Consider the following 23068-nt stretch of genomic DNA (forward strand, 5'->3'; position numbering starts at 1 on the left):
AGGTGAATTCCGTGTACGGCGGCTGATTACCAGCGCGCTTTCAGCAGGTTGGGCTGAATACCGCCGATAGCTCGGGTATTGCCAAACACCTGAGGCGCAATGCCAGCTTCAAACTCTTCACGGAAATATTTAATCGCGCTCTGCAATGGTTCGACGGCGCCCGGTGCGTGGGCACAGAAGGTTTTACCTGGGCCAAGCTGGCGGCAGAGTTGCTGCAGGGTCTCAATATCACCCGGCTGACCTTTCTTCTGCTCCAGCGCACGCAGGATCTTCACGCTCCATGGCAATCCATCACGGCACGGCGTACACCAGCCACAGGATTCGCGCGCAAAGAATTCTTCCAGGTTACGCACCAGTGAAACCATGTTGATTTCGTGATCGACCGCCATCGCCAGCGCAGTACCTAAACGGCTGCCAGCTTTACCAATACTGGCAAATTCCATCGGCAGATCGAGATGCTGATCGGTGAGGAAGTCAGTTCCTGCACCGCCTGGCTGCCAGGCTTTGAATTTCAGGCCATCACGCATGCCACCGGCGTAATCCTCAAGGATTTCACGTGCGGTGGTGCCGAACGGCAATTCCCAGACGCCAGGATTTTTCACGCGGCCGGAGAAGCCCATCATTTTGGTGCCGGTGTCTTCGCTGGTAGAGATGTTTTTGTACCAGTCAACGCCGTTAAGGAAGATGGCAGGCACGTTCGACAGCGTTTCCACGTTGTTCACGCAGGTCGGCTTGCCCCACACGCCGGCACTGGCCGGGAATGGCGGCTTAGAACGCGGGTTCGCACGACGTCCTTCCAGCGAGTTGATCAGCGCTGTTTCTTCACCGCAGATATAACGACCTGCGCCGGTGTGGACGATCAGCTCGAAATCAAAACCAGTACCAAGAATATTTTTGCCGAGATAGCCCGCTTCGGTGGCTTCAGCAATCGCGCGACGCAGATTAACGGCCGCTTCGATGTACTCACCACGTAAGAAGATATAGCCACGATAGGCTTTCAGCGCGAACGCACTGATCAGCATGCCTTCCACCAGCTGGTGCGGCAGTTGCTCCATCAGCAAGCGGTCTTTGTAAGTGCCCGGCTCCATTTCATCGGCATTACACAGCAGGTAACGGATGTTCATGGATTCGTCTTTCGGCATCAGGCTCCACTTCAGGCCGGTGTTAAAGCCTGCACCACCGCGGCCTTTCAGGCCGGAGTCTTTTACCGCCGCGACGATTTCGTCCTGGCTGAAATCTTTCAACGCTTTTTCTGCGCCGACATAACCGTTTTTACTGCGATATTCATCGATCCAGATCGGCTGCTTGTCGTCACGGAGACGCCAGGTCAGTGGATGCGTTTCGGCAGTACGAATGATCTGTTTAATGGTCATTGATACTGCTCCAGCAAGTTGGCGATGCCTTCAGGCGTCAGATGAACGTGGGTATCTTCATCCACCATCATGGTTGGCCCTTTATCGCAGTTACCCAGGCAGCAAGTTGGCAGCAGCGTAAAGCGTCCATCCGCCGTAGTCTGGCCCGGCTTGATGTTCAGATTTTGCTCCAGCGCATCCTGAATCCCCTGATAACCCGTGATGTGGCACACCACGCTGTCACAGTAGCGAATAACGTGACGGCCAACCGGCGTACGGTAGATTTGGCTATAGAAAGTCGCTACGCCTTCAACATCACTGGCTGGAATCCCCAGAACATCTGCGATGGCGTTAATCGCGCCGTCCGGCACCCAGCCACGCTGTTTCTGCACGATCTTCAACGCTTCGATCGAAGCGGCGCGTGCATCTTCGTAATGGTGTTTCTCGTGCTCGATAGCGTGGTGCTCGGCCTCGCTCAGCACGAAGACCTCAGTAGGGTCGATGGTGTGAATAGCAATTTTTTGATCGTGCATAATTAGCGGTCCACGTCTGACATAACAAAATCGATACTACCGAGGTAAACGATCAAGTCGGATACCAGGCTGCCGCGGATCACCGATGGGATCTGCTGCAGATGCGGGAAGCTCGGCGTACGCACGCGGGTGCGATAGCTCATGGTGCTGCCATCGCTGGTCAGGTAGTAACTGTTGATCCCTTTGGTCGCCTCAATCATCTGGAAGGATTCGTTGGCTGGCATGATTGGGCCCCACGAAACCTGCAGGAAGTGAGTGATCAGGGTTTCAATGTGCTGCAGCGTGCGCTCTTTCGGCGGCGGCGTTGTCAGCGGATGGTCCGCTTTGAACGGGCCTTCAGGCATGTTGTTCAGGCACTGTTCCAGAATGCGCAGTGACTGCCACATCTCTTCCATTTTCAGCTGCACGCGGGTATACGCATCACTGATGCCAGCGCCAACCGGAATTTCGAAATCGAAGTTTTCGTAACCTGAATATGGACGCCATTTGCGCACGTCAAAATCTAAACCAGTGGCGCGCAGACCTGCGCCGGTGGTGCCCCACGCCAGTGCTTCGTCCATGTTGTACGCCGCAACACCTTGCGAACGGCCCATCAACACGGTATTGCGCAGTGCGGCTTTGTCGTACTCTTTCAGACGCTTCGGCATCCAGTCGAGGAAGTCGCGCAGCAGACGTTCCCAGCCTTTCGGCAGGTCATGCGCGACGCCGCCGATGCGGAACCACGCCGGGTGCATACGGAAACCGGTAATCGCTTCCACCACATCATAGATTTTCTGACGATCGGTAAAGGCGAAGAACACCGGCGTCATCGCGCCGACGTCCTGAATAAAGGTGGAGATATAGAGCAGATGGCTGTTGATGCGGAACAGTTCAGACAGCATCACGCGGATCACATTGACGCGATCCGGCACGGTAATGCCCGCCAGTTTTTCCACCGCCAGCACGTAAGGCATTTCGTTCACGCAGCCGCCGAGGTACTCGATACGGTCGGTGTACGGAATGTAGCTGTGCCAGGATTGGCGCTCGCCCATCTTCTCCGCGCCACGATGGTGGTAGCCGACATCGGGAACGCAATCGACGATTTCTTCACCATCTAACTGCAGAATGATGCGGAAAGCACCGTGCGCAGAGGGGTGGTTCGGACCGAGGTTGAGGAACATGAAGTCCTCATTGGTGGTGCTGCGCTTCATGCCCCAATCTTCAGGCTTGAAGGTCAGCGCCTCCATCTCCAGATCTTCTTTCTGCCTGGTCAGCTCGAAGGGATCGAACTCGGTAGCGCGCGCCGGATAATCTTTACGCAGTGGATGGCCTTCCCACGTCTGCGGCATCATGATGCGCGTCAGGTGCGGGTGACCATTGAAAGTGATGCCAAACATCTCCCAGGTTTCGCGCTCATACCAGTTGGCGTTAGCGAAAATTTTGGTGATGGTTGGCACATTCAGATCGTTTTCAGATAAAGCGACCTTGAGCATGATGTCGCGGTTGCGTTCAATGGAAAGCAGGTGATAGAAAACGGAAAAATCCGCGGCGGGCAAACCGGCGCGGTTAGTGCGTAAACGCTCATCAAAACCGTGTAAGTCATACAGCATGACATAGGGCTTTGGCAGCTTGCGCAGGAATTCAACGATTTCTAATAGCTGTTCACGCTTTACCCAGACTACCGGAATCCCGGTGCGGGTAGCCTGAACGGTAAAGGCATCCGGCCCAAAACGGTTACGCAGCTCGCCGACCACTGGGTCATCCAGGTGATCGCGGGTTTGCCATGAAGGCTGAGCGAGATCTTGCGTGGTTAAATCAGTCATACGTTACTCACCATTCCGGCCTGTAATCAGGCGCTCAAAAGAAGGCGTCAGGATGGCGGCGCACATTAAATTGTGATGTTTTGCTGTGGCCGTGGCTCCATCCGTGTACGGGAAGCTTAAACTTCGTCTGGCGATCTCAGGTTGGTGACGGCAATACGCTCGCCACGCTTTCTTTCACGCTCTGGCTGCATATTGGCGCGATAAACACCCTGATCACCGACCACCCAAGACAGTGGACGACGCTCTTTGCCAATCGACTCGCGCAGCAGCAGCAATGCCTGCATATACGCTTCTGGACGTGGCGGGCAGCCAGGAATGTACACGTCAACCGGCAGGAATTTATCCACACCCTGCACCACCGAGTAGATGTCATACATGCCACCCGAGTTAGCGCATGCGCCCATGGAAATCACCCATTTCGGCTCTAGCATTTGGTCATATAAACGCTGAATAACCGGCGCCATTTTGGTAAATGGCGTACCGGCGATCACCATGAAGTCAGCCTGACGTGGCGAGGCGCGCATAACTTCGGCGCCAAAACGTGCCACGTCATGCACTGCGGTGAAGGATGTGGTCATTTCCACGTAGCAACAGGAAAGGCCGAAGTTATACGGCCAGAGTGAGTTTTTACGACCCCAGTTCACCATGTCATGCAGGGCGTGCTCGAGCTTGCCCATGTAGACGCTACGGTGAACGTGTTGCTCCAGCGGATCGGTAACCGTTTCCTGTTTCTGTAGAGGATAACGATCGTTATCGCCGCCCCCGTTCGGGTCTACGCGTGTCAGCGTGTAGTCCATCTTATTGCCTCGCTTTTACTGCTTATGAGGGTTGGTGTGGCTGTGACTGACCGGGACAGATTTGACCACTACGCGACGACGCGCAGGAGCCCAATCCAGCGCACCGATGCGCACCAGATAAACCAGGCCTGCCAAGAGCACCAAAATGAAAATTGCGGCTTCGACAAAGCCGACCCAGCCGCTTTCGCGAATGGAAGTCGACCATGCGTATAAATAGAGGGCTTCGACGTCGAATATGACGAAAAACATCGCAACCAGATAGAATTTTGCAGAGAGGCGAATATGAGTGTCACCGACCGACTCAATACCCGATTCGAACGGGGTGTCCTTGTGTCGCGCACGCGCACGACCACCTAACAACCAGCCACCGGTCAACATAAAGGCACACAGGCCGAATGCGATAACGATAAAAACAATAAATGCCCAGTGATGAGCGATCACTTCTGTAGTTGTCGACATACTCTTTGCTTACTCATCAAAAGTGGTGATGGCATCCTGCGCTGTTGCAGCAAACACACCACATCGATTCAAGGGAAGGATAAAAAACCTTATAAATTTTGCTGTCATTAGCAATAAAGCAGCAATTTTATAGGGGTTTTTACTCCTTTCTATAACCTTTTGTCAACTTTGACAAAAGTATCCAAACATTATTTTACAGCTGCATCATATTATTAACATTCAACCCTCTGAGCGCCAGCTAAATCGCTTCAGTTTGTGAGGTTAATTTTAGTGTAGCGGGTATTCACATGCGTGGATCGTGCATTTAACAATCATATTTTGACAGGTCTCGCCCGAGATTCCCCCCCCTTATCAGGGGTATTTTTTTGATCTAAAGCACATAACTGGGTTTTATGCTGCAAAAAACAGCGGAGTGGACGGGCAATTGCCCTGGGAAAGTTGGCACGAATTGATAAAATCATTCCATGTGGAGCAAAAATGGAACACATTTCATTTTTAAGATGTTGAGTGAAATCTTTTTCTGGAAATCGCTCTAAAAAGGACGTGTTAAAAGGCATAAAAAAAGCCTTAGCGGATAATTATCCAGCTAAGGCTTTTTTTTATCAGTTTTAACAATTAACCGGTATTCCAATTGAGAGGAATTACCAGTAACTGCAACCCTTACTCTTCATCATCCAGTAACAAGGTACCGTCTGGATTAGCACTCAGATTATAAGGATCGTTGGTGGACTGCATGGCATTGAAGATCGCCAGCGCCAGTTCGTTATCGCTGTCTGGATTACGGCACAGCAGATACTGGGTGTCAGGCAATACTGGCAAACCTTCTGCCGCGCCCATCACGCGCAGTTCTGGACTCATCATCTCAACAGGACGCGCTGTCACACCCAAACCGGCTTTAACCGCTGCACGGACGGCAGCCAGCGTTGAAGCAACATACGAGATGCGCCACGGAATGCCAGCCTCGTTAAGGTGATCAATGGCCATATCACGATACGGGCTTGGCTCATCCAACAGAACCAAAGGAATGGCCTCTCCACGCTGGAAGATATAATCTGCCGCGCAGTACCACAACGTTGGTGAAGTACGCAGTACCTGATAAGTAAAGTTTCCTGGGCTGGACGTGGTCACAACCAGATCGACTTCACCTTGATTAAGCATTTCCATCATGAACGGGTTGCGCTTAACACGCACATCAATGGCCAGCTTCGGATAGACCGACGTTACGCGGTTAAGCAGGAACGGCAGAATGGTATCTGAGGTATCATCTGAAGCGCCAATGGTCAGAACGCCCTGGATGTTGCTGTACATTAAAGAGGTGCAAGCTTCGTCATTAAAACGAAGGATTTTCCTGGCGTAACCCAGCAGTTGAATGCCATGCTCCGTCAGCAATTTATTACGTCCATGTCTGGCAAACAGCTCTTTACCTACCAATTGTTCCAGACGTTGCATCTGCTGGCTCACTGCGGACTGCGTTCTGCACACGGCGGCAGCGGCGGCTGCGAAAGTGTTCAGATCGGCAACGGCAACAAATGTACGCAGCAGATCGAGGTCGAGATTCAGTATCGGACGATTTGCATTAGTCATGTTTTTTCTTCACTTATAAGATTTTTTAAAACTACTACCCTGGTGTATTACCCGACTTATCAAAGAGATAAGAGGCAATGGTGCTTAATGACAGCCCTGTGTGGAGCTGCCATGAAAAAATTTGTCAGGCGGATGCCGACGATCGCACCACTCTGAGATCAGAGCAGCGTCGTCATTATAGACAGCAGAACTTCTGGGCCGAAAACGTAAGTCGTACAGGTGCTGGAAGCTGCGTAGTTGTCTATGTCTCCCGCACAAAGTCCCTGCGGGTTAAAAGAAATAACATCATGTTATGTAGATGCGAAGCGATAAAGTGCATCAAATAATAAATTATACTTAATCATTTTTACGCTATAAATGGAAATGTTTTTGTTCAAAACATCGCAATTTTTGACCAAAAGTCTTTTCGCACACATCCTGCCATAATGCTGCTCTTTTTTTAACCCCTCCAGGTTCTGAATCTCAAACACTTACGTTAAAGATACAGCGCAAATGCTATTTTACGCGTGTTTTACACTGAGTTGCAGCTGATGATGGTGCTTAATCCTGCCAATAGAAAGTGTATGAGAATGAACTCTATTTTGTGACGCCAAACAGTGCTTAATCATTACCAGACAATTTTCCGCCATCCAACAAGATTCATTTAACTATTTCGTTTGGTCGCTAATGTTTTTTTAAGCCAGTTTTGACTAAAAAATTTCTGAATAGTCTCGGATGTCGATGGAAGAAGGCATTTACACGTCAGGCACACCTTACCAGCGTTTAATATTAACATTCTTCACATTTGTGGACTAATGAACCAGATTAATCGATTTCCAATGACTTTTACGCCACGTGAAAGGGGAAAAAATGGCAAACACGCCAAAACCAAGCGCTGCCCTTCTTTTGTTAAGGTGAGAAGAGTAAATTGGGCGAGTTTGATTTTTGGTGGCAGGTTAAAGGACTCTGCCCATAAAGGCGGTAACAATGAATTTTCAAATTGATAAATCCGGCAAGCTGGAAAATGTCTGTTATGACATCCGTGGCCCGGTACTGAAAGAAGCTAAACGTCTCGAAGAAGAAGGCAACAAAGTTCTCAAGCTGAACATCGGCAACCCTGCCCCGTTTGGTTTCGAAGCGCCTGATGAAATTCTGGTCGATGTCATTCGCAATCTGCCGAGCTCGCAGGGTTATTGCGATTCAAAGGGGCTGTATTCGGCGCGTAAAGCGATCATGCAGCATTACCAGGCGCGTGACATGCGAGATGTCACTGTCGAAGACATCTATATTGGTAACGGCGTATCCGAACTGATTGTGCAAGCGATGCAGGCATTGCTCAACAGCGGTGATGAAATGCTGGTGCCTGCGCCGGATTATCCGCTGTGGACCGCTGCCGTTTCGCTGTCGAGCGGTAAAGCGGTGCATTATTTGTGTGATGAATCAGCAGGTTGGTTCCCTGACCTGGATGATATTCGCAGCAAGATCACCCCGCGCACGCGTGGCATTGTCATCATTAACCCGAATAACCCGACCGGCGCGGTTTACAGCAAAGAGTTGTTGCTTGAAATTGTTGAAATTGCGCGCCAGCACAATCTGATTATTTTCGCCGATGAAATCTACGACAAGATTCTCTACGACGAAGCACAACATCATTCGATTGCTGCGCTGGCACCCGATCTGCTGACGGTGACCTTCAACGGCTTGTCCAAAACCTATCGCGTGGCGGGTTTCCGTCAGGGCTGGATGGTTTTGAATGGTCCGAAGAAACACGCTAAAGGTTACATTGAAGGTCTGGAGATGCTGGCGTCGATGCGCCTGTGTGCCAACGTTCCTGCACAACACGCGATTCAGACCGCATTGGGTGGTTATCAAAGCATTAGTGAATTTATCGCGCCCGGCGGACGTTTGTATGAACAGCGCCAGCGTGCGTGGGAATTAATTAATGATATTCCTGGCGTCAGCTGTGTGAAGCCGCAAGGTGCGCTCTATATGTTCCCGCGTATTGACGCCAAGAAATTCAACATCTTCGACGATCAGAAGATGGTGCTGGATTTCCTGTTGCAGGAAAAAGTGCTGCTGGTTCAGGGCACCGCGTTCAACTGGCCGTGGCCGGATCACGTACGCATCGTTACGCTGCCGCGCGTGGACGATTTGGAAATGGCCGTCAGTAAGTTTGGTCGTTTCTTACAAGGGTATCGCCAGTAAATTGTGACGCGTATACTGTTCGCATTTCGGGGAAAAGATATCTTCCCCGCCGTGCGAACAGGAACCGTCCATGACTCGTAGCCATTTTTTCGCCCACCTCTCCCGTCTCAAACTGATTAACCGCTGGCCATTAATGCGCAATGTGCGCACTGAAAACGTTTCCGAGCATAGTCTGCAGGTGGCGATGGTTGCTCACGCGCTCGCCATCATCAAAAACAAAAAGTTTAACGGCAACCTCAACGCCGAGCGCATTGCCATGCTAGCGCTGTATCATGATGCCAGCGAAGTATTGACCGGGGATTTACCGACGCCGGTGAAGTACTACAACGCGCAAATTGCGCACGAATATAAAAAGATCGAGAAAATTGCCCAGCAGAAACTCATCGATATGCTGCCGCCCGAACTGCAGGACGCTTATCGGCCGCTGATAGATGAACACATGCATAGCGAAAGTGAACAATCCGTGGTTAAGCAAGCGGATGCACTTTGCGCCTATGTGAAGTGTCTGGAAGAGTTGTCGGCGGGTAATAACGAGTTTTTGCTGGCCAAAGCGCGCCTGGAGAAAACCCTGACGCAGCGGCGCTCGCCGGAAATGGATTATTTTGTTGAGGTGTTTATTCCCAGCTTTAGCCTGTCGCTGGATGAAATCTCACAGGATACGCCGCTGTAAAAAAACGGGCCGCAGCGGCCCGTTTTTTTATGCGGTGATAGAAAGGGTAAATTCACCGCTATCTTCTTTAGTGACATTTAACGGTTCAAGCGAAGCGACGCGGAAGGTGACTTCATCAATGCGCGGCGCATCGGCTGGCGCATTTATAGCGATCACCGCACTGCCCGCATCCAATCCTGAAATGATGCCCGCTGGCGCATCCTCAACCACCACGCATTGCGTCGCTGAAAGCCCCAAACGCTCGGCGCCCAGCAAATAAGGCTCGGGATTCGGCTTACCGTGCTTGATGTTCTCCGCAGTGATGAACACCTCTGGCATGGGTAGATTGGCGGCTTTATGGCGCGCGTGGGCAACAGGAATCGAACCCGATGTGACAATCGCCCATGGGATCTGCAACTCGTTCAACGTTGACAGTAACGCTAATGCGCCCGGAATCGCCTGTACGCCATGCGTGTCTTCCGCTTCGAGGCGTTCAAGCCAGAGAAATTCCGCCTGAATCGCCTCTTCAGATTGTCCCGCCATGAAATGGCGCAGCGAGTTGATCGCAGGCTTCCCATGGATATAGCTCAGGACCTCTTCCGCAGACAAACCATGGCGCTCACCCCACAATGACCATGCGCGAATCACAGCAGGCAGTGAATCCACCAGCGTACCGTCTAAATCAAACAGAAAACCCCTGTACTTCACGCGTCGCTCCTTATTCAGGCATTGATAATCTGCGCGATCTCATTCGCGCTGAGATGATATTGACGCGGACAAGTGTGCCACACCGTAAGCATGCGTTGGTATTTTTCCCACATCGGCGTTTGGGCATTGAAGCCGTGTGTGCCGGAATCAAAATGGGTATAGCGCCCTTCTACGTTCACCATAAAACGCACGTAGCCGAGATAACGCGCTTCGGTGGCCGCATCAAAGCCGAGAAACGCCAGGCGACGCTCATCAATCGCGCTGCCATCTTTGAGGTTCGACCACGAAACATGCAGCGCATGATGCATTTCCATAATATCGATCAGTGAGCGACAGGTCGCTTCGGTTAGCTCGCCGAATTCCTTATCGAGTTCGCGTAACTGTAAGCCATAGCCGCGTTCAATAATGGTTTGATAACGACGATAGCGCTCGGCGTTATCGGGTTCCAGCATGGCCATCATTTTGTATTGATTGGAGAGGATCAATCGTTGTGCGTGGGTCATTTCCATGGTTTGCTCCCGGGCCAGGCGGCCGCTTAAGATTTAAACAATGAAGAAATGATTACACAAGGAGAGTGATGCGTGTATGTCCGCACCACTTTTCTTTGATTTGAACCGGGATTTGGCTCAAATTCTCTGGCAGGTAAAAGCGTCCGCGGATCAAAGATCGTCGAGGAAAGTGCGATCAAGCTGTTTAAACGCGCGCTTCAGCACATCGGCGAGCGACTGATATGTCGGCTTACCGTCAACGGGTGCAATCGCCTGCCCCGCTTCTTGCAGTTTGGTACGCACTTCATGGAACCACTGCAGCAGCGTCGGCGGCAACGGCGTTACCGAACGTTTACCTAACCACCATAATCCTTGCATCGGCAGGCTGCAGGCAAACAGCGCGGTGGCAATTGCTGGACCAAGTTGTCCCCCCATCGCGATTTGCCACGTTAGGGTGAAAATCGCCAGCGGCGGCATAAAGCGAATGGCAAAACGCGTTGCATTCACCACGCGATTTTCAGGAAATACCGGCGCCAGGCGCTTGTCTGCAGGCCAGGTCTTCATGTATCGCTGTCCGCGCTGGAACAAGCCGAACCAGCCGGGTTTGTCTGTCTCATTCGCCATGATAGACCTCAACTAAATCTGCAATATTTAAAATAAACCGATAACTACACAACTTTACGTGACATCCTTCAAAAGTTTTTGTCTTTGCGGGTGACAGTGAGTATTCTGACGCCGTTTGAGTAACATTACCGGAAGCTTTAGCTCAATAAAAGAGCGGCCAGAGCCATGTTTCGCTAAGTGCTTATCAAAAATAAGCGTAAAATCACCAAAATTTTTTGCATGTCACTGAATTTTTGACTAGCACATGATGTTTATCATTAACCTACCAGCTTTCATGGGCTACGCTGTTAGTCTGATTGCGTTTTTTTTAGCCACTATTTAACAAAAATAGGTACTTCCATGTCGACGAAGTTAGTTCTGGTTCTGAACTGCGGCAGTTCTTCACTTAAGTTTGCCATCCTTAACCCTGTTACCGGCGACGAATACCTCTCCGGTTTGGCTGAATGTTTCCATTTACCGGAAGCACGTATTAAGTGGAAACTGGACGGCAGCAAACAAGAAGCTCAGCTTGGCGCGGGTGCGGCACACAGCGAAGCACTGAATTTCATGGTCAAAACTATTCTGGCACAAAAACCAGAGCTTTCGGCACAAATCGCTGCAATCGGCCATCGTATTGTTCACGGCGGCGAGCAGCTGACCAAATCGGTCATCATCGACGAATCAGTTATTCAGGGCATCAAAGACGCCTCTTCGTTTGCGCCGCTGCACAATCCTGCGCATCTGATCGGTATAGATGAAGCGCTGAAAAACTTCCCGCATCTTTCTGATAAAAATGTCGCGGTTTTTGACACCGCATTCCATCAGACAATGCCGGAAGAGTCCTATCTCTATGCTCTGCCGTACAAATTGTATAAAGAGCACGGCGTTCGTCGCTACGGCGCACACGGCACCAGTCACTACTATGTGACGCAGGAAGCCGCGAAAATGCTGAACAAGCCCGTTAGCGAACTGAACGTCATCACCTGCCACTTGGGTAATGGCGGTTCCGTTTCTGCTATTCGCAATGGTCAGTGTGTTGATACTTCAATGGGCCTGACGCCATTGGAAGGGTTGGTGATGGGCACGCGCAGTGGCGACATCGATCCTGCGATTATCTTCTTCCTGCATGATGCCCTGGGCATGAGCATTGATGCCATCAACAAGCTGCTGACCAAAGAGTCTGGCCTGTTAGGTCTGACCGAAGTCACCAGCGACTGCCGCTATGTGGAAGACAACTACAGCACCAAAGAAGATGCTAAGCGTGCGATGGATGTGTTCTGCCACCGTCTGGCGAAATACATCGGCAGCTACACTGCGCTGATGGAAGGCCGTCTGGATGCCGTGGTCTTCACCGGTGGTATCGGTGAAAACGCGGCGATGGTGCGCGAGCTGGCGCTGCAGAAGCTGGGTCTGCTCGGCTTCGAAGTCGATCACGAGCGCAACCTGGCAGCACGCTTCGGCAAATCGGGTTTCATCAACAAAGAAGGCACGCGCCCAGCCGTGGTGATCCCAACCAACGAAGAGTTGGTGATTGCTCAAGACGCCGCGCGTCTCACCGCTTAAAAACACTTCTCTCCGTCAGCTTAGGCTGACGGAGTTGTTTTAGACAGTCTGCAACACCTGAGAGGTTTCTATCGTGTCACGTACAATTATGCTCATTCCTACCGGCACCAGCGTCGGTCTGACCAGCGTCAGCCTCGGCGTGATCCGTGCCATGGAGCGCAAAGGCGTGCGCCTGAGCGTATTCAAGCCAATTGCCCAGCCACGTGCGGGTGGCGATGCGCCAGACCAAACCACCAGCATTATCCGTAAAAGCTCCGCGATTCCTGCCGCAGAACCGCTGCAGATGTCACGCGTTGAGTCGCTGCTTGGATCTAACCAGCAAGACGTGTTGATGGAAGAGATCATTGCCAACTATCACGCAAACGCTAAAGACGCGGAAGTAGTGCTGGTTGAAGGTCTGGTCCCCACGCGTAAACATCAGTTCGCATCTGCTCTGAACTATGAGATCGCTAAAACCCTGAACGCCGAAATCGTCTTCGTCATGGCGCTGGGCAACGATTCTCCGGCGCAGCTCAAAGAGCGTATCGAACTGACGCAAAGCAGCTTTGGCGGTAGCAAAAACAAAAACATCACTGGCGTGATCATCAACAAACTGAATGCGCCGGTGGATGAGCAAGGTCGTACGCGCCCGGATCTGTCAGAAATTTTTGATGACTCCTCTAAAGCCAGCATCGCCAACATCGATCCAAAGCAGCTGTTTGCCAACAGTCCGCTGCCGGTGCTGGGTTGTGTACCGTGGAGCTTTGATCTGATCGCCACTCGCGCCATCGATATGTGCCGTCACCTGAACGCCGATATCATCAACGAAGGTGAAATCCAGACGCGCCGTGTGAAATCTGTCACCTTCTGTGCGCGTAGCATTCCACACATGCTGGAGCACTTCCGTCCGGGTTCACTGCTGGTAACCTCCGCCGATCGTCCTGATGTACTGGTTGCCGCCTGTTTGGCCGCGATGAACGGCGTAGAAATAGGTGCAGTGCTGTTGACCGGTGGCTATCAGATTGAAGCGCCCATCGCACGCCTGTGCGAACGCGCGTTTCAGACCGGCCTGCCGGTGTTTATGGTGAAAACCAACACCTGGCAGACGTCGCTTAGCCTGCAAAGCTTCAACCTTGAAGTCCCGACTGACGATACGCAGCGCATCGAGAAAGTGCAGGAGTACGTAGCTAGCTTCATTAATGAAGATTGGGTGGAATCGCTGACCGCCACGTCCGAGCGCAGCCGTCGCCTGTCTCCACCGGCATTCCGCTACCAACTCACCGAGCTGGCGCGCAAAGCAGGCAAACGCATCGTGCTGCCAGAAGGCGACGAGCCGCGTACCGTCAAAGCGGCAGCAATTTGCGCCGAACGCGGCATCGCTACCTGTGTGCTGCTCGGCAATCCGGAAGAGATTCAGCGTGTTGCGGCGGCGCAGGGTGTTGAACTCGGCACAGGCATCGTGATCGTGGATCCAGAAGTGGTACGTGAAAACTACGTGCCACGTTTGGTTGAGCTGCGTAAGAGCAAAGGCATGACCGAAGTGGTGGCGCAGGAGCAGCTGGAAGACAACGTGGTGCTCGGCACCATGATGCTGGAGAGCGGCGAAGTTGACGGTCTGGTCTCCGGCGCGGTTCACACCACTGCGAATACCATTCGTCCACCGCTGCAGTTGATCAAAACCGCGCCAAACAGCTCGCTGGTGTCGTCGGTGTTCTTCATGCTGCTGCCGGAGCAGGTTCTGGTGTATGGCGACTGCGCCATCAACCCGGATCCCAATCCAGAACAGCTGGCAGAGATCGCGATTCAGTCTGCCGACTCAGCTAAAGCCTTCGGTATCGATCCACGCGTCGCGATGATCTCCTACTCAACCGGTAACTCCGGTGCCGGTAGCGACGTAGAGAAAGTACGTGAAGCCACGCGCATCGCGCAGGAAAAACGCCCGGATCTGGTGATCGATGGTCCGCTGCAGTACGACGCCGCGATTATGGAAGACGTCGCCAAATCCAAAGCGCCAAACTCTGCGGTTGCCGGCCGCGCTACCGTGTTCATCTTCCCGGATCTGAACACCGGTAACACCACTTACAAAGCGGTACAGCGTTCTGCCGATCTGATCTCCATCGGACCGATGCTGCAAGGCATGCGTAAGCCGGTGAACGACCTGTCGCGCGGCGCACTGGTGGATGATATCGTCTACACCATCGCATTGACGGCGATTCAATCGCAGCAGGCCGAAGGCTAATCCCCTTCCCCGCCCGCCAAAAAAGCATGCACTTCGGTGCGTGCTTTTTTTTTGCTCCGCACTTCACTGGCATAAACCTCACGCTGCGCTAACACTGATTGAAGTCTGCCGCTAATTGCGAGGTGAATAATGAGCAACAGTGATGTGCACCGCCGTCGTTTACAAGCCACGCCGCGCGGCGTAGGTGTGATGTGTGATTTCTATGCGGTGAAAGCCGAGAATGCCACGGTTTGGGATCAGCATGGCCGCGAATACACCGATTTTGCCGCAGGCATCGCGGTGCTTAACACCGGGCATCGTCACCCGAAAGTGATGGCTGCGGTGCAACAGCAGCTTGAATGCTTTACCCACACCGCATTTCAAATCATCCCTTATGAGAACTACATTCATCTCGCTGAGCGACTAAATGCGCTGGTGCCGATTAGCGGGCCGGTGAAAACCACCTTTTTCTCAACCGGTGCTGAAGCGGTCGAAAACGCGGTCAAAATCGCGCGTTCGGCCACCGGTCGGCCCGGCATCATCGCCTTCACCGGCGCGTTTCATGGCCGCACCAATATGACAATGTCGCTGACCGGGAAAGTGGTGCCATATAAAACCGGCTTCGGCCCCTTCGCCAGCCCGGTGTTTCACGCGCGCTATCCCAACGCGCTGCACAAGGTCAGCGTGAGCGATGCGCTCGACAGCCTGGAAGCGATTTTCCGCAGCGATATCAGCCCGCAGCAGGTGGCAGCCATTATCTTTGAACCGGTTCAGGGCGAAGGCGGTTTCTACGGTGCGCCGCCAGAGTTTGTCGTTGCGCTGCGGGAGTTGTGCGATCGCCACGGCATACTGCTGATCGCCGATGAGATCCAGAGCGGTTTCGCACGCACCGGCAAGCTGTTCGCCAGCAACTATTACGTCGTGCAGCCCGATATCATCACCATGGCGAAAAGTCTGGCCGGTGGTTTCCCGCTCTCGGCGGTATCGGGACGCGCAGAAGTCATGGATGCGCCAGAACCCGGCGGCCTGGGCGGAACCTATGCTGGCAGTCCACCGGCGATTGCGGCGGCGCTGGCGGTGTTAGACATTATCGAAGAAGAGGCGCTGTGCAGCCGCGCCAACCAGCTTGGCAGCCGATTAAAACAGACGTTGCAGCGAGCAGATTGTAAAGCGCTGGCGGAAATTCGTGGTTATGGCTCAATGATGGCGGCGGAATTCAATGATGCGGCGGGCAAGCCGTCGGCGGAGATTGCCAAAGCTATTCAGCAGCAGGCGCTGGAAAAAGGTTTGATTCTGCTAACCTGTGGCGTGTACGGCAACGTGATCCGCTTCCTCTATCCGCTGACTATTCCCGATGCGCAGTTCGAGGATGCGTTGGCACTGTTGGCGGGGATTCTGCGGGAACATTAACAATGTTGTGTATAAGGTCGCCAAAAATGGCGACCTTACGGCAAGATTACGCTTCGCTGCTCTGTTTACGACGTGCAGCATCACTGTTTCGGCTCAGCCACAGCGACAGCGCCTTAAGCGAATCATCGGTGAACTCGTCACAGCGCGCGGTGATCTCTTCCGGCGTCATCCAGAAGATCTCATCCACTTCCTCTTCCTGCATGGCAAACGGGCCATGGGAAACGCAGCTGAACAGCCCGCCCCATACGCGGCAATGCTGATCTTCAAAATAGAACTGGCCGTGTTCGGCGAATGGAACGGCCGCGATACCCAATTCCTCTTCCGCTTCACGACGCGCCGATTCCAGCAGGTCTTCCCCACTCTGCACCACGCCACCGGCAGTGGCGTCCAGCATACCCGGCATGAAGTCTTTGATTTCAGTACGACGCTGCACCAGAATTTTGCCCATGCCATCATGCACCACAATATAGGTAGCGCGATGACGCAGACACTGCGCACGCATCTGCGCACGGCTGGCCTGCGCAATGACTTCGTTCTCTTCGTTAACGATATCAACCCACTCGATACCGTCACCTGCCGTTTGATCCACCATCCGTAACCCTTTTCTGTTTTCGGCGTGCCCAGCACGCGCCTGTTTGCCATGCTTTATTAGAATGAGCGGTAAGGTAAAGCGTTCTTTTCGCCATCGCAAGGCGCATCGTGCTCAGCGTGTTTTACCCGATTCCGCTAACCAGAGTTGCACCGAAGCACGCTGCCACTGGAACTCCGCATAGTGTTGCAGCTTCACCGGCAGCGCATCGCCGTGCAGCGCCAGGCGATTAATCATCACGGCTAAATCGGTATCCGCAATCGACCATTCGCCAAACAGATTTTGCTGTCCATCAGGCAAAAGGCGCTGCACCGCAGCAATGAGTTTGTTGGCAGCTTGCTCACCCGCCGGCGTAAGCGGCGCAAAGCGTTCGCCGGCGAACAGCACTTCGGTTGGACGCTCAGAGCGCAGCGCCATTAAGTCGCTGCGCAGCCATGCCTGCACTTCGCGCGCATGCGCCCGTTTCTCACGATCGCGCGGATAGAGCCGCTCGAACTCTGGCGCCGAAAAACGCTCTTCCAGGTACTCAGCAATCGCTGAAGATTCTGTCAGCAGCACATCATCGATTTGCAGCGTCGGCACGCGGCAGGTCAGCGACAGCGCGCGGTATTCCTCATCCCACTGCGCATTCTGCGATAAATCGACGCGCTTAAGGGTGAAGGGAATGCCCTTCTCGGTGAGCGCAACATAAACCGACATGGCGTAAGGGCTGAAAAAGCAAGAATCTGACCACAAAGTAATGGTTGGATAATTCATTGGCTGCCTCAGAAAAGCGTCAGGTGTGCATCATGTTTACCGATTTTTATTTATTAAGGCAATGGTGCGCTGGTCAGATCTTTAGCTGCTAAGACCAGCGCTGACTTTTCCTTTTTCTTCATAAGCGTAAGCCGAGTCACGCCGCGCGCACGCTTCTCTTCTATGCTCAATCTGAGCAGATAAAAAATGACAAGGAGGCTCAACATGCATTTACTGATCACCGGCGGCACCGGCCTGATTGGCCGCCATCTGATTCCGCGTCTGTTGCAGCTTGGCCATCAGGTGAGCGTCGTCACGCGCGATGTCGCCGCCGCACGCGAGAAACTCGACGCCAGCGTGGCGCTGTGGTCCGGCATCAATCAGCAAACCGATTTAAACGGTATTGATGGTGTGATTAATCTTGCGGGCGAACCGATCGCCGATAAACGCTGGACCGAACAGCAGAAGCAGCGGCTGTGCGAAAGCCGCTGGCAGATCACCGAGCAGCTGGTGTCGCTGATTCACGCCAGCAGCAATCCCCCGCAATTTTTGATTTCCGGCTCGGCTACCGGCTTTTATGGCGATACCGGCGACCTGGTGCTGACCGAAGAGGATCCGGGCCAGGATGAATTTACCCATACGCTGTGCGCGCGTTGGGAACAACTGGCGTTAACTGCACAGAGCGATCGCACGCGCGTCTGTTTGCTGCGCACCGGCGTGGTGCTGGCGAAAGAAGGCGGCGCGTTATCGAAGATGAAACTGCCGTTTAAACTTGGCGTAGGCGGTCCGATTGGTAGCGGCAAACAGTATTTACCGTGGATTCACATCGACGATTTGGTTAACGCGCTGCTGTGGTTGATCGATCACTCTGAACTGCGCGGCCCATTCAACATGGTTGCGCCCTATGCGGTGCGCAATGAGCAGTTCGCCGCCACGCTCGGCCATGTGATGCATCGCCCAGCCTTTATGCGCACGCCCGCCAGCGCCATCAAGCTGATGATGGGCGAATCAGCGGTACTGGTGCTCGGCGGCCAACATGTGTTGCCGAAGCGCCTGGAAGAGTCAGGCTTTGGTTTTCGCTGGTACGATTTGGAGGAAGCGTTGCGGGATGTCGTGTAGGGGCGCCATTAATGGCGCCCGCCTATCACAGATTAACTCCTTTGCTGCGCCACGCGTGATTTCACTGCCGCCGGTTCATGCGTATGTCCCGGCTGCGGCACGCGGATGATAAAGGTCAGCACGCCAGCAAACACGTACAGCGCGGTATACGCCCACACCACGCCGACGATATCGAAAAACGGTAGCAACACCGACGCAATCGCGGGCGCGACAAAATTACTCAGTCCGGCCGACAGGTTATAAATCGACACGGCGGCGCCTTTGTGATGCGGCTCCAGTGTCGGAAACACAGCGGTCATCGGCACGAAGGCGGCGACAAAAATTCCTAACATCACCGCCGGAATCAGCGCCACCCAGAAGTTATGTCCGGCATACAGCGGCAGGTAGTAAAACGCCAGACTGGAGATGGCCATACCGAGACAGCCAAACCAGCGCACCTGACGGACCCAACCCAGCTTCTCGCCGGTAATGCCCCAGAAGATGTTGGTAAAAATGGTAACGAAGAAGAACACCGCCCAGATTTGCAGCCATTCGGAAATGGTAAAACCAAGACGATCAACGAACAGCAGCGGCATGATAATGGCGAAACCAAACAGTGACAGCGTATTAATGATGCGAATCAGGCAGGCATAAAACACGTGCTGGTTGGTAAACAGAATAGTTACCGCCCGCGACATTTCGGTCATTTTATCGCGCATCGGCAAATTGACGCGCGAACGATCAACCGGCACATGGCGCAAGCTGAAATAGGCCAGCACGCCACCACAGGCAACCCAAATAATCGCCAGCCACAGCGTACCGGTTTCGCCGAGCATCGGGATGGTCAGACTCGGTAAATAGCTGCCGACCACACCGATACCGACGGAATACATTGCCCAGAACCAACCGGTGGCTGCCGCCAGTTTTTCTCGCGGCAGCACCTGCACCAGCATCATCATGAATGAGTAAATGAATAGCGGATACGCCAGACCGCGAATGCCGTAAAATAGCACCATCAGCGGATAGTTGCGCATGCCAAGTCCCAGCGACATAAACAGCGTGTGCATGACAATCCACAGCACGAAGCCAATCATCATGGCACGCTGGGGCGTAATCAGTTCCGCTACCACGCCCGATGCCCACGCCGCTAGCGCTGCCGCCAGTCCGTAAAAAGTAAATACTACCGCCGACTGCGCTGGCGTGAAGCCCATATCGGTGATGTGACGCGACAGAAATGCCATTTCAAAGCCGTCACCCGCCATAAAAATAGCGATGGCGAGGAAGCCCCAGAACATCTTTTTCGGTAAGCCAAACCAGTAATCATTCGATTGCATCTCATTCATCCTCTGTCTGGAATTATTCAGGCAACAACACTCGCGCCTGCTGCTGTTGTGCATAGAGCGTGCGGAACAGCTGCAATCGCTGCTGCAGCACCTTGCCGCGCGCAGCATCTGGTTGATATCGCGCCTGCACCGGCGGTTTTAGGCAAACTTCGCTCTCCACACCACCCGCGGCCAGCCATGCCAGACGCGCAGCCCCCAATGCGCCGGACGCGCTGGCGGGATGCGTGACGATCGGCAGTTGCAGCACATCGGCGATCAACTGCGCCCACAACGTGCTGCGCGCCCCACCGCCGGTCAGGCTGCACTGCTGAATCTGGCGCTGCGCATCACCAAGCACCGCGAACCCGTCGGCCAGACCAAAAGCTACGCCTTCAATTACTGCGTAGCCGAGCAGCGCACGCGGTGTTTCGTGGCGCAGATTGAAGAAAGAACCGGAGGCGTCAGGATCGTTGTGTGGCGTGCGTTCACCGGAAAGATAGGGCAGGAAAACCGGGGCATGACGCCGCTGCTCTTCACTGAGCTGTGCCATCTCTTCCATCAGTTGGCTTTCGGTAACGGAGAGCAGATTACACAGCCAGCGCAGGCAGCTGGCGGCGCTGAGCATCACGCTCATCTGGTGCCAGCGTCCGGGCAAGGCGTGACAAAAGGCGTGCACGCCCGATTGCGGATCGGCCAGCAAACGATCGTTGACGACAAAAATCACGCCGGAGGTACCCAGCGAGATAAAAGCATCACCCGGATTAACCGCGCCCACACCAACCGCCGATGCGGCATTGTCGCCACCGCCGCCCGCCACGCAGACCGCGGCCGACAAGCCCCATTCACTTGCCAGTTCGGCTTTCAAGGGGGCGCTCACCGCGCAGCCTTCCACCAGCGCCGGCATATTGGCGCGCGTGAGGCCGGTGATGGCTAACAGTTCGTCGGACCAGTCGCGCTGAGCCACATCGAGCCACAACGTGCCTGCCGCGTCTGAAGGTTCACTGATAAATTGTCCGGTTAAACGCCAGCGTAGGTAATCTTTCGGCAGCAGCACTTTATCGATGCGACGGAAAATCTCAGGCTCATGTTCTGCCACCCAACGCAGTTTAGGTGCGGTGAAGCCCGGCATAATCATATTGCCGCTGAGCTGCATCATTTCCGGATGTTGGGCACTGAGCGCGGCACATTGCGGCGCGCTGCGCGTGTCATTCCACAGAATGCACGGGCGCAGCACCTTGCCCTGCGCATCCAGCAGCACCGCGCCGTGCATCTGCCCGGACAAACCCATCGCGCGAATCTCGCTCCAGGCCAGCGCATCCTGCTGGCGCAATCCAGCAAGGACATCACCGCACGCTTGCCACCAGCGCTCGGGATCCTGTTCTGCCCAGTGCGCATGCGGGCGCTGCACGTTGAGCGTGGCGTGATTCGAGGCAATGATCTCACCCTGCGCATTGATGATCAGCGCTTTGAGCTCGGAGGTGCCAATATCAATCCCAAGATACATAACGCGCTCCTTACACCGCAGCCAGCATGCGTTCTGGCTGTTTCAGCCACAGTTGCAGATCCGCCACGCTGCGCGTCACCAGCGCATGAAACGCCTTGTCCTGTGCCAGTTCGCCAAATAGCGCGCTATCGCTGAGGAAAGCGTTCAGTGCATCGGAGCGGCTAAACTGCTGGCGCAGCGCATCGGCTTGCAGCACGCCATCCTGATAGGTGTAAGGCAAATCATCACTGGCCCAGCGTTGCAGGAACAGGAAGAACAGTGCAGGTAGCACGGCGGTGGCCGCCGGTTCTGCGCCACGCTGATAGCATTCGCGCAGTGTTGGCGTCACCATGCCGGGGATTTTCGACAAACCGTCCGCGCCAACACGTTGATTGGTGTCTTTAATGTAGGGATTGCTAAAACGCGCCAGTACCACATCGCGATAATCGGCTAAATCCAGCGGGCTCGGCGACAGCGATGGCATCACATCCTGGGTCACGTAGTCATAGGCCAGTTGGTAAATCGCCGGCTGACGCGTGCTGTCATCAATGTAATTGAGGCCAATCAGCGTGCCTGCCCAGGCAATCGCCGCATGCGTGGCGTTAAGGATGCGGATTTTCGCCTCTTCCCACGGCAATACCGATTCCACCAGCTCAACGCCAACCTTCTCCAGCGCCGGCCGACCGGCAATGAAGTCATCTTCAATCACCCATTGAATAAAGGATTCGGCCATCACCGATGCACCATCCTCTTTACCCGTAGCGGCTTTAACGCGCTCAGCCACATCTGGCGTTGGACGCGGCGTAATGCGATCCACCATGGTGTTGGGCGAGGTGGTATTTTCGCGCACCCAATTCGCTAAGGCGTTGTCACCTTTGGCGGTAAGAAACGCGAGGAAGCCGTGACGGAAACGTTCGCCGTTGTGGCGCAGGTTATCGCAGTTGAGCAGCGTAACGGGCGCGCCACCGTTGGCCACGCGCTGCGTGAGGATGCGTGCCAGCGCGCCATAAATCGTGCGGATGTCGCCTTTCACATCGGCCTGCACATCCGGTTGCGTCAGGTCCAGTTCGAATTCCGGTGTCAAATAGTAACCGGCTTCGGTGACGGTAAAACCTATCACGCGGGTTTCACTTTTCGCTCCCTGCTCCACCAGCGCGCTGATGTCGCTATCCCACGGCAGGATTTTGCGCAATGACGTGATGGTTTCATAGGCGCGTTCGCCATCGGGTGTAACGGTTTCCAGCACATATTCGCCCTCTTGTGCAGCGAGTTGCTTTAGCAACGGCGCGGCATCATTGCGGATATTGCCGAGGGCAATGCTCCAGCTGTCATCGCCCTGCTCGCGTAGTTTATGCAGATACCACGCCTGATGCGCGCGGTGAAAAGATCCTGCGCCGATATGCATCCACACTGATTGATTGGTCATAGTCGCCTCAAAATAAACATTTGCCACGATTAAGGGCATTTGCCCGATGAGGCGTAGCATAGTGCGAGCGAGCAGCCTTGTTCTGC

20 protein-coding genes are annotated in these 23068 nt (G+C 53.9%); 6 read left to right on the forward strand and 14 right to left on the reverse strand.

The genetic code is table 11. The annotated features are described in order from the left end of the window. Positions 1 to 26: 26 nt before the first annotated feature. The 6 genes from nuoF to lrhA form a co-directional block, all read right to left on the reverse strand. Entirely contained in the window at positions 27 to 1367 is a 1341-nt protein-coding gene (gene nuoF / locus KVT28_RS12525) for an NADH-quinone oxidoreductase subunit NuoF (protein WP_176519213.1), read from the reverse strand. 2 nt (positions 1368 to 1369) lie between these two features. Further along, positions 1370 to 1885, reverse strand: a complete 516-nt coding sequence (nuoE, locus tag KVT28_RS12530) for an NADH-quinone oxidoreductase subunit NuoE (RefSeq protein WP_101763655.1) — start codon at positions 1883 to 1885, stop codon at positions 1370 to 1372. Positions 1886 to 1887: 2 nt separating this feature from the next. Next, on the reverse strand, positions 1888 to 3687 hold the full coding sequence (gene nuoC, locus KVT28_RS12535; RefSeq protein ID WP_101763654.1) for an NADH-quinone oxidoreductase subunit C/D: 1800 nt from the start codon (positions 3685 to 3687) through the stop codon (positions 1888 to 1890). A 116-nt stretch (positions 3688 to 3803) separates the two neighbouring features. Then, positions 3804 to 4484, reverse strand: coding sequence for an NADH-quinone oxidoreductase subunit B family protein (locus KVT28_RS12540; protein ID WP_008105151.1), 681 nt, complete (start codon positions 4482 to 4484; stop codon positions 3804 to 3806). A gap of 15 nt (positions 4485 to 4499) precedes the next feature. Then, a complete protein-coding gene (locus KVT28_RS12545; protein ID WP_007889316.1) occupies positions 4500 to 4943 on the reverse strand; it encodes an NADH-quinone oxidoreductase subunit A in 444 nt (147 codons plus the stop codon). Positions 4944 to 5603: 660 nt separating this feature from the next. After that, a complete protein-coding gene (lrhA, locus tag KVT28_RS12550; protein WP_021509211.1) occupies positions 5604 to 6527 on the reverse strand; it encodes a transcriptional regulator LrhA in 924 nt (307 codons plus the stop codon). A gap of 966 nt (positions 6528 to 7493) precedes the next feature. Here lrhA and KVT28_RS12555 point away from each other — a divergent pair. After that, the gene (locus tag KVT28_RS12555) at positions 7494 to 8711 is read left to right on the forward strand and encodes a pyridoxal phosphate-dependent aminotransferase (protein ID WP_008105154.1); all 1218 of its coding nucleotides are present in this window, start codon (positions 7494 to 7496) and stop codon (positions 8709 to 8711) included. Positions 8712 to 8781: 70 nt separating this feature from the next. Further along, the gene (yfbR, locus tag KVT28_RS12560; protein ID WP_110866568.1) at positions 8782 to 9381 is read left to right on the forward strand and encodes a 5'-deoxynucleotidase; all 600 of its coding nucleotides are present in this window, start codon (positions 8782 to 8784) and stop codon (positions 9379 to 9381) included. Positions 9382 to 9408: 27 nt separating this feature from the next. Here the strand turns inward: yfbR and KVT28_RS12565 are convergent, their stop codons facing one another. The 3 genes from KVT28_RS12565 to yfbV form a co-directional block, all read right to left on the reverse strand. Further along, on the reverse strand, positions 9409 to 10068 hold the full coding sequence (locus KVT28_RS12565; protein ID WP_101763652.1) for a sugar phosphatase: 660 nt from the start codon (positions 10066 to 10068) through the stop codon (positions 9409 to 9411). Positions 10069 to 10082: 14 nt separating this feature from the next. After that, complete coding sequence (locus KVT28_RS12570) at positions 10083 to 10577, reverse strand: YfbU family protein (RefSeq protein WP_101763651.1); 495 nt, start codon at positions 10575 to 10577, stop codon at positions 10083 to 10085. A gap of 150 nt (positions 10578 to 10727) precedes the next feature. Further along, complete coding sequence (gene yfbV / locus KVT28_RS12575) at positions 10728 to 11180, reverse strand: terminus macrodomain insulation protein YfbV (protein ID WP_101763650.1); 453 nt, start codon at positions 11178 to 11180, stop codon at positions 10728 to 10730. Between the two features lie 339 nt (positions 11181 to 11519). On the opposite strand from yfbV, the gene ackA reads away from it, so the two are divergent. The 3 genes from ackA (at position 11520) to KVT28_RS12590 (ending at position 16329) form a co-directional block, all read left to right on the forward strand. Next, positions 11520 to 12722 carry an acetate kinase gene (gene ackA / locus KVT28_RS12580; RefSeq protein WP_217548728.1) on the forward strand — a complete coding sequence of 401 codons (1203 nt, stop codon included), beginning with the start codon at positions 11520 to 11522 and terminating at the stop codon, positions 12720 to 12722. Between the two features lie 73 nt (positions 12723 to 12795). Continuing rightward, positions 12796 to 14940 (forward strand): phosphate acetyltransferase, encoded by a 2145-nt coding sequence (gene pta, locus KVT28_RS12585; RefSeq protein ID WP_176971183.1) that lies wholly within the window; start codon positions 12796 to 12798, stop codon positions 14938 to 14940. Positions 14941 to 15069: 129 nt separating this feature from the next. Next, on the forward strand, positions 15070 to 16329 hold the full coding sequence (locus KVT28_RS12590; RefSeq protein WP_101763647.1) for a 4-aminobutyrate--2-oxoglutarate transaminase: 1260 nt from the start codon (positions 15070 to 15072) through the stop codon (positions 16327 to 16329). A gap of 46 nt (positions 16330 to 16375) precedes the next feature. Here the strand turns inward: KVT28_RS12590 and yfcD are convergent, their stop codons facing one another. Together yfcD and yfcF are read right to left on the reverse strand one after the other, a co-directional pair. Beyond that, positions 16376 to 16921, reverse strand: a complete 546-nt coding sequence (yfcD, locus tag KVT28_RS12595) for an NUDIX hydrolase YfcD (RefSeq protein ID WP_007889295.1) — start codon at positions 16919 to 16921, stop codon at positions 16376 to 16378. Positions 16922 to 17032: 111 nt separating this feature from the next. Beyond that, positions 17033 to 17674, reverse strand: coding sequence for a glutathione transferase (gene yfcF, locus KVT28_RS12600; RefSeq protein WP_217548730.1), 642 nt, complete (start codon positions 17672 to 17674; stop codon positions 17033 to 17035). A 204-nt stretch (positions 17675 to 17878) separates the two neighbouring features. Between yfcF and KVT28_RS12605 the strand changes: the two genes are divergently transcribed. After that, a complete protein-coding gene (locus KVT28_RS12605) occupies positions 17879 to 18772 on the forward strand; it encodes a TIGR01777 family oxidoreductase (protein ID WP_101763646.1) in 894 nt (297 codons plus the stop codon). A gap of 32 nt (positions 18773 to 18804) precedes the next feature. Here the strand turns inward: KVT28_RS12605 and KVT28_RS12610 are convergent, their stop codons facing one another. The 3 genes from KVT28_RS12610 to dalD are packed head-to-tail and all read right to left on the reverse strand — an operon-like array spanning position 18805 to position 22982. Then, a complete protein-coding gene (locus tag KVT28_RS12610) occupies positions 18805 to 20085 on the reverse strand; it encodes an MFS transporter (RefSeq protein ID WP_217548732.1) in 1281 nt (426 codons plus the stop codon). 22 nt (positions 20086 to 20107) lie between these two features. Continuing rightward, positions 20108 to 21577 carry a xylulokinase gene (gene xylB / locus KVT28_RS12615; protein ID WP_217548734.1) on the reverse strand — a complete coding sequence of 490 codons (1470 nt, stop codon included), beginning with the start codon at positions 21575 to 21577 and terminating at the stop codon, positions 20108 to 20110. A gap of 10 nt (positions 21578 to 21587) precedes the next feature. Further along, on the reverse strand, positions 21588 to 22982 hold the full coding sequence (gene dalD, locus KVT28_RS12620) for a D-arabinitol 4-dehydrogenase (protein ID WP_217548736.1): 1395 nt from the start codon (positions 22980 to 22982) through the stop codon (positions 21588 to 21590). Positions 22983 to 23068: the final 86 nt, after the last annotated feature.

Origin of the sequence: Pantoea sp. GbtcB22 (assembly GCF_019091025.1) — a bacterium.
Classification (GTDB): Bacteria; Pseudomonadota; Gammaproteobacteria; order Enterobacterales; family Enterobacteriaceae; genus Pantoea; species Pantoea leporis.